The following is a 13,072-nucleotide window of genomic DNA, read 5'->3' on the forward strand; positions in this document are numbered from 1 at the left end:
TCTACGCCGCTTCGACCAGCGCGTCCTTGCGCGCCGATTTCGGCATGGCCTTCGACGTGGCGACCGTGCACTGGTTGGTGCGGTCGAACAGCTCGCGCACCCACTCGATGAAGGCCTGCACGCGGGCGGACAGGTGGCGCTTCTGCGGGTAGACGATCCACACCGGCTTGCCGGTCGACCGGGTATCGGTCATCACCAGTTCGAGCATGCCCTTGTCGAGCATGCAGGCGGCCATCATGCGCGGCATCTGGGTGATGCCCAGGCCGGACGCCACCGCCTGCAGCACCGACTCGCCGTCGTTGATCAGCATGTGCGCGTCGATGTCCACGCTTACCTGCCCGCCAGGCGTGTCGAACTGCCACTGGCGCGGGCGGCCGTTCGGGTAGACGTAGTTGATGCAACGGTGATCCTTCAGATCCTCGATGCTGTGCGGCGCGCCGTGTTTGCGCAGGTACTCGGGCGAGGCGCATACCACGTTGCTGAGGTAGCCGATCTTGCGCGCGATCAGGCTGGAATCCTCCAGCTGGCCGACGCGGATCGCGCAATCCAGGCCCTCGCCGTTGAGATCCGCCGGCGAGTCGCTCATCGACAGCTCCAGCCGGATATCCGGGTAGCGCTGCTCGAACTCACTCAGCCGCGGGATCACCGCAGCGCGGCCCACCGACAGCGAGATGCCCACGCGCAGCTTGCCGGTCGGCTTGCTGTTGGCGAAGTTCAGCGCCTCGGTGGCCTCGGCCAGGTCGGCGAGGATCTCCTTGCAGCGCGCGTGGAACGAGGCGCCGTCGTCGGTCAGCCGCAGCGAGCGGGTGGAACGGAACAGCAGCCGCGCGCCGAGCTGGCTCTCCAGCCGCGAGACGGCCCGGCTGACGCCGGACGGGGTCATGCCCAGCTGGCTGGCGGCGGCGGCGAAACTCTTGGCCTCGACCACGCGGACGAAGGTCGAAATGGCGGAAAAGTCTTCCATTGTTTCAATTCCTCGTCGATTCGTGACTGCGGCGCACGAGTGTAGTGCGCAAGAAACGGATTTTCTATACCGGAAAGTACACCTATTCTCTCGACCCTTCGCCGGAGCCTCGTGCCCGGCCTACGAGGTTCTGGGAGCGCAAGATGAAAAAACAATGGATGCTGGTCCCCCTGATCGCTGTCGGCGTGCTCGGCAGTTGGGTTCTCCTGCACGGCAACGACAGCCATGCGCAAAGCCCCGCCGGCGGGCCGCCGCCGGAAGTGACGGTGGCGCAGGCGTTGACCCGCAAGGTCAGCGACAGCGCCGAGTTCACCGGCCGGCTGGAAGCGGTGAATACGGTGCAGGTGCAGCCGCGGGTCGGCGGTTTCGTGGAGTCGGTGCATTTCCAGGAAGGCGCGCTGGTGCACAAGGGCGACGTGCTGTTCCAGCTCGACGCCCGCCCGTACCAGGCCGAGGTCGACCGGCTGGCCGCCAACCAGGCACAGGCAAGGGCCGAGCTGAGCCTGGCCGAAACCAACCAGCGCCGCGCCGAGATGCTGCTGGCCCAGCACGCGATCGCGCAGCAGGAAGCCGACCGCCAGGCCACCACCGCGCAGAGCGCGCGCGCCCAGCTCGGCGCCGCCACCGCCGCACTGGCCGCGGCACGGCTGAACCTGGATTTCACCCAGGTGCGCTCGCCGATCGACGGCCGCGTCAGCAACGCCCGGGTCACTCCCGGCAACCTGGTCACCAGCAGCGACGTGCTGACCAGCGTGGTCTCGGTCAACCCGGTCTACGTCTACTTCGACGTGGACGAGCAGACCTGGCTCAAGCTAGACCACCTGCGCGCCAGCGCGAAGCAGGCCGGCGGCAACGCGCGGATCGAGGCCGCGATGGGCCTGGCCGACGAATCTGGCTACCCGCATGACGGCCGCCTCGACTTCGTCGACAACCAGTTGCACACCGGCTCCGGGACGATGCGCCTGCGCGCGGTGTTCGACAACGCCGACGGCCTGTACACGCCGGGCCTGTATGCCCGCGTGCAGCTGCAGAGCGGCCAGGCCCGCCCGCGCGTGCTGGTGGACGACCGTGCGATCGGCACCGACCTCGGCAACCAGTTCGTCTACGTGGTCGACAAGGCGCACAAGGTGCAATACCGCAAGGTCGACACCGGCGCGCTGTTCCATGGCCTGCGGGTGATCGACAGCGGCATCGCACCGACCGACCTGGTGGTGGTGAACGGCCTGCAGCGCGTGCGCCCCGGGGTCGAGGTGAATCCGCAGAAGGTGGCGATGAGCTACCGCCTCGACGACGCCGACAAGGCGCTGGTCGAGCGCGGCGACGCACCGGGCGCCGATTCGCGCACCGCGCAGGCCGATACGGCAACCCCAGCGACGCCGCAAGGCTGAACACACTCGCCCTCTCCCTGCCATGCAGGGGGAGGAGCAAAGAAGACCGAGGCCGCGCCGCGGCTTCGTCGAGGATTCATTGCATGAAAAACATTGCCCAGTTCTTCGTCGACCGGCCGATCATGGCCGCCGTGCTGTCGCTGCTGTTCGTGATCACCGGCTCCATCGCGGTGTTCAAGCTGCCGATCAGCGAATACCCCGAAGTGGTGCCGCCCACCGTGGTGGTGCGCGCCGCCTACCCCGGCGCCAACCCGAAGGTGATCGCCGAGACCGTCGCCACGCCGCTGGAGGAACAGATCAACGGCGTGCAGGGCATGCTGTACACCTCCTCGCAGGCCACCAGCGACGGCGCGATGACGCTGACCGTGACCTTCGCGCTGGGCACCAACCTCGACACCGCCCAGGTCGACGTGCAGAACCGCGTGGCGCAGGCGCTGCCGAAACTGCCGGAGGAAGTGCAGCGGCTCGGCGTCACCACGCAGAAGAGTTCGCCCGACCTGACCATGGTGGTGCATCTCACCTCGCCGGACCAGCGCTACGACATGCTGTACCTGTCGAACTACGCGCGGCTGCACGTGAAGGACGTGCTGGGTCGGCTCGACGGCGTCGGCGACGTGCAGATCTTCGGCGCCGGCGAATACTCGATGCGCGTGTGGCTGGACCCGCAGAAGCTGGCGCAGCGCTCGCTCACCACCGGCGACGTGATCAACGCGATCCGCGAGCAGAACGTGCAGGTCGCCGCCGGCGCGCTGAATGCGCCGCCGGGCCCGGGCAACTCGGCGTTCCAGCTCAACATCAACACGCGCGGCCGGCTGGTCAGCGAGGACGATTTCCGCAACATCATCGTGCGCACCACCGCGAACGGCGGCGTCACCCATCTGGGCGACGTGGCGAAGGTCGACCTGGGCTCGAACAACTACGCGCTGCGCAGCCTGCTCGACAACAAGCCGGCGGTGGCGCTGCCGATCTTCGCGCGGCCCGGCTCCAACGCGATCCAGATCTCCGACGAGGTGCGCGCCACCATGGCGCAGCTGAAGCAGGAGTTCCCGCAGGGCGTCGACTACCAGATCGTGTACGACCCCACCGTGTTCGTGCGCGGCTCGATCGAGGCGGTGGCGCATACGCTGCTGGAGGCGATCCTGCTGGTGGTGCTGGTGGTGATCCTGTTCCTGCAGACCTGGCGCGCCTCGATCATCCCGCTGGTGGCGGTGCCGGTGTCGCTGATCGGCACGTTCGCGGTGATGTACCTGGCCGGCTTCTCGCTCAACGCGCTGTCGCTGTTCGGCCTGGTGCTGGCGATCGGCATCGTGGTCGATGACGCGATCGTGGTGGTGGAAAATGTGGAGCGGCACATCGAGCTCGGGCAGACGCCGCGCGAGGCCACGCGCAAGGCGATGCACGAGGTCACCGGGCCGATCGTGGCCACCGCGCTGGTGCTGTGCGCGGTGTTCATCCCGACCGCCTTCGTCAGCGGCCTCACCGGCCAGTTCTACCGCCAGTTTGCGCTGACCATCGCGATCTCCACGGTGATCTCCGCGTTCAACTCGCTGACCCTGAGCCCGGCGCTGGCCGCGGTGCTGCTGAAGGGCCACGACGCGCCGAAGGACCGCCTCACGCGCGGCATCGACCGCGCGTTCGGCTGGCTGTTCCGTCCGTTCAACAAGCTGTTCCATCGCGGCTCGGAGCGCTACGTCGGCGGCGTGCGGCGCATCGTCGGCAAGGGCAAGCTGGCGCTGGCGGTGTATGCCGGCCTGATCGCGCTGACCTGGTTCGGCTTCTCGCACGTGCCGACCGGCTTCGTGCCGGGCCAGGACAAGCAGTACCTTGTGGCGTTCGCGCAGCTGCCCGACGCGGCCTCGCTCGACCGTTCCGAGGACGTGATCCAGCGCATGGGCGCGATCGCGCTGAAGCAGCCGGGCGTGGAGCACGCGGTGGCGTTCCCCGGCCTGTCGATCAACGGCTTCACCAACTCGACCAACTCCGGCATCGTGTTCGTCACGCTGAAGCCGTTCGAGGAACGCCGTGACGCATCGTTGTCGGCCGGCGCGATCGCCGGTGCGCTGAACCAGAAGTTCGCCGCGATCCAGGACGCCTACATCGCGGTGTTCCCGCCGCCGCCGGTGATGGGCCTGGGCACGATCGGCGGCTTCCGCATGCAGATCGAGGACCGCGGCGACCGCGGTTTCGACGAGCTGTACCAGCAGACGCAGAACCTCATCGCCGCCAGCCGCAAGGATCCGGCACTCGCCGGGCTGTTCTCCAGCTTCCAGATCAGCGTGCCGCAGGTGGACGCCGACGTGGACCGCGAGAAGGCCAAGACCGTCGGCGTGAACCTGGGCGACGTGTACCAGACCATGCAGGCCTACATGGGCTCGCTCTACGTCAACGACTTCAACCGCTTCGGCCGCACCTACCAGGTGAACGTCTCGGCCGACCCGGCGTTCCGCCACACGCCCGAAGACATCATGCAGCTGAAGACGCGCAACGCGCAGGGCCAGATGGTGCCGCTGGGTTCGTTCGTCACCGTGAAACAGGGCGCCGGCCCGGATCGCGTGCAGCACTACAACGGCTATCCCACCGCCGAGATCAACGGCGGCCCCGCGCCGGGCTTCAGCTCGGGCCAGGCGCAGGCAGCGATGGAAAAGCTGGCGAAGGACAACCTGCCGAACGGCGTCAGCTTCGAGTGGACCGAGCTGACCTACCAGCAGATCCTCGCCGGCAACACTGCGATCCTGGTGTTTCCGCTGTGCGTGCTACTGGTGTTCCTGGTGCTGTCGTCGCTGTACGAGAGCTGGTCGCTGCCGCTGGCGGTGATCCTGATCGTGCCGATGGTGCTGTTGTCCGCGATCGCCGGCGTGTGGCTGTCCGGCGGCGACAACAACATCTTCACCCAGATCGGCTTGATCGTGCTGGTCGGACTGGCGTGCAAGAACGCGATCCTGATCGTGGAGTTCGCCCGCGAACGCCAGCATGAAGGCATGAGCCGCCACGAGGCGGTGCTGGAAGCGGCCCACCTGCGCTTGCGCCCGATCCTGATGACCTCGTTCGCCTTCATCATGGGCGTGGTGCCGCTGGTCACCTCGCACGGCGCCGGCGCCGAGATGCGCCACGCGATGGGCGTGGCGGTGTTCGCCGGCATGCTCGGCGTGACCATCTTCGGGCTGATCTACACGCCGCTGTTCTACGTCGTCATTCGCGCCCTGGTCGAGCGCCGCGAGGCGCGCGCGGCCGAACGTGCCGCCGCGCATGCGCTGCCGGCGCTGGAGAACCACTGATGAAAATCTTCACTCGCAACCCCGCGCGGGAAACTTTCACTCGTCATTCCTGCGAAGGCAGGAATCGCACTGGCGCACGCACCAGCAAACAGGCAAGTGCGATCCCGGCCTCCGCCGGGATGACGGCCAAGAGCGCCGGGATGACGATGGTGGTTCTTCGAGCGTCGTTGCTGGCCGCCGCCCTCGCACTGGCCGGCTGTGCCAGCGTGGGCCCGAACTACCACGCCGCGAAGATCGCCGCGCCACAGTTGCAGGGATTGGATGCCGCCCAGGAAAACAGCGCGCAGTTCCAGGCCGCGTGGTGGAAGCAGTTCAACGACCCCACGCTCGATGCGCTGATCCAGCGCGCCGCGGCGAACAACCTCGACCTGCGCATCGCCGTGGCGCGGCTGCATGAAGCGCGCGCGCTGCTCAGCGGCGCGAAGTCCGAGCAGCTGCCGACCATCGACACGGACGTGAACTACACGCGCAGCCGCGGCCAGCAGCCCGGCTTCGGCACGCAGCGGCAAACGGTGACCACGTACCAGGCCGGCTTCGACGCGTCATGGGAACTGGACCTGTTCGGCGGCGTGCGCCGTTCGGTGGAAGCGGCCGGCGCCGACCTCGGCGCCAGCGAGGCGGCGCTGCACGACGCCCAGGTCAGCCTGCTGGCCGAGGTGGCGCGCAATTACTTCGAATTGCGCGGCAGCCAGCTGCGGCTGGACATCGCGCGCCGCGACATCGACAACCAGCAGCAGACCGTGCACCTCACCGAGGTACGCCAGCAGCTAGGCTCCGGCGCGGAACAGGACGTGGCCAGCGCGAAGGCGCGCCTCGCCGCGGTGCAGGCGCAGCTGCCGCTGCTGCAGACCCAGGCCAGCGCCAGCGAATACCGTCTCGCCGTGCTGCTCGGCGAACGCCCCGGCGAGCTGGACATCGACGTGTCGCCGAAGAGCTTCACCCCGATCGCGGCGAGCCTGCCGATCGGCGACGCCGGCGACGTGCTGGCGCGCCGTCCGGACGTGCGCATGGCCGAACGCGAATACGCCGCCGCCACCGCGCGCATCGGCGTGGCCAAGGCGGACTTCTTCCCGCACATCACGCTGGGCGGGTTCCTCGGCTTCCTGTCCGGACGCAGCAACGACTTCGGCAGCCCGTCGACGCGCGCGTGGTCGCTGGCGCCGAGCATCAGCTGGGCCGGGCTCAATGTGCAGCGCGTGCGGGCGAACCTGCACGCCAGCGAGGCGCGCACCGATGCGGCGCAGGCGAACTACCAGCGCACCGTGCTGGAAGCGATCGAGGACATCGACAACGCGGTCACCGGCTTCAACCAGCAGCGCGTGCGCGTCGACCGCCTGATCGAGCAGGGCACGCAGAGCAAACGCGCCGCCGAACTGGCGCGCGTGCGCTACCAGGAAGGCGCCACCGGCTTCCTCGAACTGCTGGATGCCGAACGCACCCAGCTCGCCGCCGAGGACGACCTGGCCCAGGCCGAGGCGGCGATCAACACGCGCGCCGTCGCCTTGTACAAGGCGCTCGGCGGCGGCTGGCAGGCCTGCGGCGACGAGCGCTGCAGCACGGTGGCCGCGGCCAGCACGGCGCCATGAGCCGCCCGGCCCGGCGCCTGCCGGCGGCGACGCCGGTCTATCGCGTGGCCCTGGTCAGCGGCGCCAACCGCGGCCTCGGCTTCGAGGTGGCGCGCCAGCTCAGCGAACGCGGCATGACCGTGCTGCTCGGCGCACGCGACCTGGACAAGGGCTTGCACGCGGCGCGCCAGCTGGCCGGCGCGCCGGGCGAGGTGATCGCGGTGGAGCTGGACGTGACCCGCCAGGACCAGGTCGACACGCTGGCGCGCTGGATCGAGATCACCTACGGCCGGCTCGACGTGCTGGTCAACAACGCCGGCGGCCACTACGACCATGACGCACATGCCAGCAACGCCGACCTCGCGCCGGCGATCGATGCGATGCAAACGCACTTGTTCGGCACGTGGCGGCTGTGCAGCGCACTGTTGCCGCTGATGCGCCGGCATGGCTACGGCCGCATCGTGAACGTCTCCAGCGGCTGCGGCGCCAGCGCTTCGACCAGCAGCCACTGCGTGGCCTACCGCACCTCCAAGTCGGCGCTCAACGCGTACACCCGCACGCTGGCGGCGGAACTGGACGGCAGCGGCATCGTAGTCAACGCCGTGTGTCCCGGCTGGGTCGCCACCGAACTCGGCGGCCCCGGCGGCCGTCCCATCGCTGCCGGTGCCGCTGGCATCGTGTGGGCCGCCAGCCTGCCCGCACCGGCACCGACCGGACGCTTCTTCCGCGACGGCCAGGTGATCCCGTGGTGAACCGGGCCGAACGAATCAACCCGACCCAATCTCGCATGAGCTAGCCCTTGCCGACCGCGCTGTGCTGCGAGTACAGCGCATGCCAGTGGCCGTCCACGTAGACGAAGATGTCGGACGAGCGCACGCCGTTGGCCGCGCCCAGCATCGGGTCGTAGAACGAGAGGATCGCGGTATCGCCGCGGATCACCACCGACTGGCCCGACGGGTGCGCCTTCAGCCACGCCTCCACCTTGCGCCGCTGCGCATCGTTGCCGCGGTTCTTCGCCGCGTGCGCCACGATCGCGGCCTTCGGATGCACCGCGCCGTCGGCGCCGACCGAGCGGTACTCGGGCAGCAGCAGGTCGTCGAGCCAGGCGGTGTCGCCATCGAGTTCCGCTTCCAGCCAATGCTGGTCGACCGCGATCACCGCCGCCTCGTTCCTGCCGGTTTCGTCGACGTCGGCCGCGCTGGCGGCGGCGGTCGCCGCGATCGTCATTTCGGCAGCCAGCACCAGCACGGCAAGGCACGCCATGCCCACCTGAAAGAGACCTTGCTTGCGCATGTCGTTGTCCTCGTCCACGGCAGGATCGCCGCCAATCCAGCCTGCGCGGCCACATGCGGGGCCGCAGCACCTGCGTGACAAGCGCACGCGACACGATGACCAGCGGCAGGAATGCGCCGTCCAGCGGCCGGCGGACCACCTGCCTCGGCCGATCGACCGTTCGCCATCGCCGCTGCGCCGATGGTCACAAGGATGGCGACGACACCGCCTGCCGCTGCCAGCCTGAGCGGAACCTGCCCACAGCGCTGCCGCCAGCGGCACATTCCTTTGCGCGTTTTCCGCCCGGGAGAAGCTCCATGCGTCGCCACTACCTGCTGCCGGCCCTCGCCCTGATCCTGGGCGGTGCCATCACCGCCGCATCGGCGCAAACGACGGCCGCGAGCGCCGCGCCGCCTGCCGCCGCCGGGCCGTGGACGCTGGCACGCGACGCCTCGCCCGCCTTCACGCCGGACGGCGACACGGTGGTGTTCACCCGCGGCCGCGGTGCGGACCGTCACCTGGTCGTGGCGCACCGCCACGGCACCGCGTGGTCGACGCCGGCTCCCGCGCCGTTCTCGGACCGCTGGATGGACATCGAGCCCGCCATGGCGCCGGACGGCAGCTACCTGGTATTCGTCTCGAACCGACCGGCGCGTGGCGATGGCACAGCGCTGGATGGCCAATGGGGCGGCAAGACGTGGCCCGGCCGCGGCGGCAACCTGTGGCGAGTGGATCGCATCGGCGATGGCTGGAGTACGCCCCATCGTTTGCCTGATGCGGTGAATGCCGACAGCTCGACGTTCTCGCCCGCGGTGGCAAGCGACGGCAGCGTGTATTTCATGCGCGCGGATCCGGCCAGCGGCGCGTTCCGGCTCTATCGCAGCCGCTTCGTCCGCGGCAGCTACGCAACGGCACAGCCGCTGGCGCTGGGCGGCGACGCGGCGCATTCCGACTACGACCCGGCGGTGGCGCCCGACGCGTCCTTCCTGGTGTTCAGCTCCGACCGCGCGCCGGCGCCGCCCGACGGCGACCACCTGTACATCGCCTTCGCCACGCCCGGCGGCTGGAGCACGCCGCGCGACCTCGGCGTCGCCGGCAACGAGGCGCGCCTGGGCCCGGATCGCGCCACGCTCCACTTCAGCGCTGCCGACCAGCGCATCCACCGCATGTCGCTGGATCCCTGGCTGCCGCCGCCCCGGCCGACCCGCTGAGCGCGATGGCCGACGCATGGCCTCCAGCACTGTTCCGCGCGGCGCTGTCGCCACACACTGTGGCGATAGCGCGCCGGGTGCCCATGGCCGGCGCCCGGGAGCATCGCGTGACCGACCACGACACCCCACGCTGGAAACGATTCGCCCTGGCATTCGGCTTCTGGACCCTGCTGGCGCTGTCCTACGCGTTCAGCGGCGGGCTGTCCTCGATCAGCGAGGGCAACCCGCCCGGCTGGCTGCGCGCGCTCAGCTGGAACCTCGGCAACTTCTGGTTGTGGATGGCGCTGGTGCCGCTGGTCGGCTGGCTGGGTCGGCAGACGGCAGGACGCAGCTGGCGCCGCTTCTTCGCCCTGCAGGTGCCGGCCAGCCTGGCCGTGGCGATGGTGCAGATGCTGGCGCACCTGATGGTGTTCTGGTACCTGAGCGGGCCCGGGCGCATGCCGGTGCACACGCTGGGCCAATACCTGCAGATGGAGCTCGCCTACAGCTTCCACCTCGCCGTGCTGACCTACTGGGTGATCCTGGCGGCGCTGCGCGGGATGGAGTCGCGCCGGCACCTGCGCGACGAGCGCCTGCGCCGCACCCAATTGGAAACGCAGCTGGCGCTGGCGCAACTGCAGGCGCTGCGCATGCAGCTGCAACCGCACTTCCTGTTCAACACGCTCAACGCGATCTCGGCGCTGGCGCTGGCCGACCCGCTGCAGGCGCGGCTGATGATCGCTCGCTTGAGCGACTTCCTGCGGCTCACCCTGGAGGAACGCCACGCGCCGCAGGTGCCACTGGCGCGCGAGCTGGAGTTCCTCGCCTGCTACCTCGGCATCCAGCTGGTGCGCTTCCAGGATCGGCTCAGCACCCAGTTGGACGTGGCCGACGACACGCTCACCGCGGCGGTGCCCAACCTGATCCTGCAGCCGCTGGTGGAGAACGCGCTGCGCCACGGCCTGCAGGACAAACCCGGCGCCGGCACCCTGCGCGTCTCCACGCGGCGAGACGGCGACCAGCTGCAGCTGCGCGTGGACGACGACGGCCTCGGCCTGCCGCTGGCCGGCACGTCAGAAGGCATCGGCCTGGGCAATACGCGCTCGCGCCTGCGCATGCTGTTCGGCGACGCGGCACAGCTCGAACTCAGCCCGATCCCCGGCGGCGGCACCCGCGCCGAAGTGCGCCTGCCGTTCGCCGAGCACGCCGCATGAACACGCCACGCCTGCACACCGTGCTGGTCGACGACGAAGTGCTGGCGCGCCTCGCGCTGCGCCAGGCACTGGCCGCGCATGACGAAGTGGAAATCGTCGGCGAATGCGGCAACGCCGCCGAAGCGATGCAGGCGGTGCGCGTGCTGCGTCCGGACCTGCTGTTCCTGGACATCCAGATGCCCGGCATGGACGGCTTCGAGCTGCTGCACGAACTGGCGCCCGACCGCCTTCCGCTGGTGGTCTTCGCCACCGCCTTCGCCGACCACGCGCTGCGCGCGTTCGATGCGATGGCGCTGGACTACGTGCTCAAGCCGATCGAGCAGGCGCGCTTCGACCAGGCCATGGCGCGGGTGAACCGGCACTGGCAGGGCCTGCATGCGACGACCGGCAGTACGAACGAGCCGGCGCCGACCCATGGCTACGTGCAACGCCTCAGCGTGCGCCACGGCGAGCATATCCGCGTGCTCGCCATCGACGACATCGACTGGATCCGCGCCGACGGCAACTACCTGCACATCCACGTCGGCCCGGTGCGCTACCTGCACCGCGACACCTTGCGCCACCTGCTGGCGCAACTCGATCCGGCGCGCTTCCTGCGCATCCACCGCGGCACCCTGGTCAACCTGTCGCGCATCCGCGAGGTGCATCCGCTGTTCAAGGGCGGCGCGGAAGTCGTGCTGCATGACGGCACCAGGCTGGATCTGAGTCGGCGCTTTCGCGCTGGTGCGCGCAGCGTGCTGGGCTTGCCCTGAAGGCATCTCCATGCATCAGCTGATGTGGGCGCCGGACAAGAGCATCAGCAAGGTGATCGTCGGGATCGATGCATGGCGTATATGATCGGGTTCCAAAGCTGGGGCCAATGTCCTGACACTTCCGCTCATGTGGCAATTGTCACAAGACCGCTTGACACACTAACCTTGTTCCAGGTTGGGGCGTTTGCTCCGGCGAGCGATTCTCAAGTTCATTGCTGATGCACAACGGGAAGAAGAACATGGACAAAGGAAGTCCGAATCTCGTCGTACCGCCAACAGACACGGCGAATGACATTCTCGACCTGACGATCGAGACCCATCTGATCGTTTCAGGCGACGCGGGTGCCAATGCCTACGAGCTCAGGAACGAACTTCTGCTGCAGCGACGGCTGGCGCGGGTCCGCTACGACAACGGCATTACATTGCCGGCAAAGGCGAAGAAACTTCGTGCCGACGCGAACCGCAAGGTGAGGCATTCGCGAACGCTGGCTCGCAACATCTCGAAGGCTACCGGCAACGCCAAGCATGCCGAAGCCGATGCGCATCACATCGTCGCCGCGGCTGACAAACGCGCGAGCCGTTCGCGGGCGCTACTCTTTCGCTGGGGTATAGGCATCAACGATGCGGACAACGGTGTCTACCTTCCGAAGAAGTGGTCGTCCGTGGTTCCCGGTCTCGCTGCGGCGACGGCGCATGAAGTCATTCACACGACGGCCTACCACCTCGCAGTGACATCGAGGCTGACGCTCGCGAAGCCCTCGAACCAGGCAAATGGCCGCAAGGCGCTGCAGGACATCCGGTACGACATCCTCAATGACGACTTCGACTACTGAGGTGACGGAAGTGAAGGTATGGGAACTCAAAAGCGGCTCCGTCAATGACTATGCGCCCTTGGTCTTTGCCAGCGACAAGGACGTCGAGTCGGGGATGTTCGATACCTCTGGCGCCAGCCTCTCCTGGTCAAAAAAGCCCAGGGTCGAGGTCTTCGTCGAACCCGGAAAGAAGAAACCTAAGCCACTGGCAGACGTCAGTGCGCTGACTCCTGGCGCACTGGTCATGAACGAGAGGGCGAAGATTGCGCTCGAGCCTTTCCTTTCGCGCTTCGGCCAGTTTCTCGAGATGGACTGCTCGGGCGAGCCGCGCTGGTTCTACAACGTGACCAACGTCATTCCTTGCATCGACGAGGCTCGCTCGGCCAAACGTCCTAGCGGTTCGATCGTGAAGGAAGAATTCTTCGAGGACAGGGTGCCGGCCGACGCAGCCGTGTTCAAGGACCCGCTGACAGCAGCGGCTGCTCTCTACGTCAACGAAGCGGGCAAGGCGGCACTGGAAACCATCATCACTGAAGCCGCCATCGTGGGCATCGCCCTGGTCGAACCCGGGCCACAGCCGAAGAAGCCCCGTCCGCGTTGCTGAGCCAGCAAAGAGGACGCTGGCAAAGGTAGCAACGGG

Annotated in this window: 11 protein-coding genes; 9 read left to right on the forward strand and 2 right to left on the reverse strand. The window is 68.2% G+C overall.

The genetic code is table 11. The features are described 5' to 3' along the window. Position 1: 1 nt before the first annotated feature. Entirely contained in the window at positions 2-964 is a 963-nt protein-coding gene (locus KK131_RS08480; RefSeq protein ID WP_214556219.1) for a LysR family transcriptional regulator, read from the reverse strand. Between the two features lie 143 nt (positions 965-1,107). Here KK131_RS08480 and KK131_RS08485 point away from each other — a divergent pair, with 143 nt between their 5' ends. The 4 genes from KK131_RS08485 (at position 1,108) to KK131_RS08500 (ending at position 7,944) form a co-directional block, all read left to right on the forward strand. Then, entirely contained in the window at positions 1,108-2,352 is a 1,245-nt protein-coding gene (locus KK131_RS08485; RefSeq protein ID WP_214556220.1) for an efflux RND transporter periplasmic adaptor subunit, read from the forward strand. A gap of 83 nt (positions 2,353-2,435) precedes the next feature. Further along, positions 2,436-5,627 carry an efflux RND transporter permease subunit gene (locus KK131_RS08490; protein WP_214556221.1) on the forward strand — a complete coding sequence of 1,064 codons (3,192 nt, stop codon included), beginning with the start codon at positions 2,436-2,438 and terminating at the stop codon, positions 5,625-5,627. Between the two features lie 140 nt (positions 5,628-5,767). Beyond that, the gene (locus KK131_RS08495; protein ID WP_214556222.1) at positions 5,768-7,213 is read left to right on the forward strand and encodes an efflux transporter outer membrane subunit; all 1,446 of its coding nucleotides are present in this window, start codon (positions 5,768-5,770) and stop codon (positions 7,211-7,213) included. Further along, a complete protein-coding gene (locus KK131_RS08500) occupies positions 7,210-7,944 on the forward strand; it encodes an SDR family oxidoreductase (protein ID WP_214556223.1) in 735 nt (244 codons plus the stop codon). The genes KK131_RS08495 and KK131_RS08500 overlap by 4 nt, the downstream gene beginning before the upstream one ends. A gap of 40 nt (positions 7,945-7,984) precedes the next feature. Here the strand turns inward: KK131_RS08500 and KK131_RS08505 are convergent, their stop codons facing one another. Next, on the reverse strand, positions 7,985-8,485 hold the full coding sequence (locus KK131_RS08505) for a nuclear transport factor 2 family protein (RefSeq protein WP_214556224.1): 501 nt from the start codon (positions 8,483-8,485) through the stop codon (positions 7,985-7,987). Positions 8,486-8,781: 296 nt separating this feature from the next. On the opposite strand from KK131_RS08505, the gene KK131_RS08510 reads away from it, so the two are divergent. The 5 genes from KK131_RS08510 (at position 8,782) to KK131_RS08530 (ending at position 13,036) form a co-directional block, all read left to right on the forward strand. Next, entirely contained in the window at positions 8,782-9,675 is an 894-nt protein-coding gene (locus tag KK131_RS08510) for a PD40 domain-containing protein (RefSeq protein ID WP_214556225.1), read from the forward strand. 107 nt (positions 9,676-9,782) lie between these two features. Next, positions 9,783-10,868, forward strand: a complete 1,086-nt coding sequence (locus tag KK131_RS08515; protein ID WP_214556226.1) for a histidine kinase — start codon at positions 9,783-9,785, stop codon at positions 10,866-10,868. Beyond that, complete coding sequence (locus KK131_RS08520) at positions 10,865-11,620, forward strand: LytTR family transcriptional regulator DNA-binding domain-containing protein (RefSeq protein WP_214556227.1); 756 nt, start codon at positions 10,865-10,867, stop codon at positions 11,618-11,620. The genes KK131_RS08515 and KK131_RS08520 overlap by 4 nt, the downstream gene beginning before the upstream one ends. Positions 11,621-11,859: 239 nt before the next feature. Continuing rightward, positions 11,860-12,453 carry an AHH domain-containing protein gene (locus tag KK131_RS08525; protein WP_214556228.1) on the forward strand — a complete coding sequence of 198 codons (594 nt, stop codon included), beginning with the start codon at positions 11,860-11,862 and terminating at the stop codon, positions 12,451-12,453. Beyond that, on the forward strand, positions 12,434-13,036 hold the full coding sequence (locus KK131_RS08530; RefSeq protein WP_214556229.1) for a hypothetical protein: 603 nt from the start codon (positions 12,434-12,436) through the stop codon (positions 13,034-13,036). Before KK131_RS08525 ends, KK131_RS08530 begins: the two co-directional genes overlap by 20 nt. Positions 13,037-13,072 lie beyond the last annotated feature (36 nt).

Origin of the sequence: Rhodanobacter sp. LX-99, assembly GCF_018599185.1 — a bacterium.
Classification (GTDB): Bacteria; Pseudomonadota; Gammaproteobacteria; order Xanthomonadales; family Rhodanobacteraceae; genus Rhodanobacter.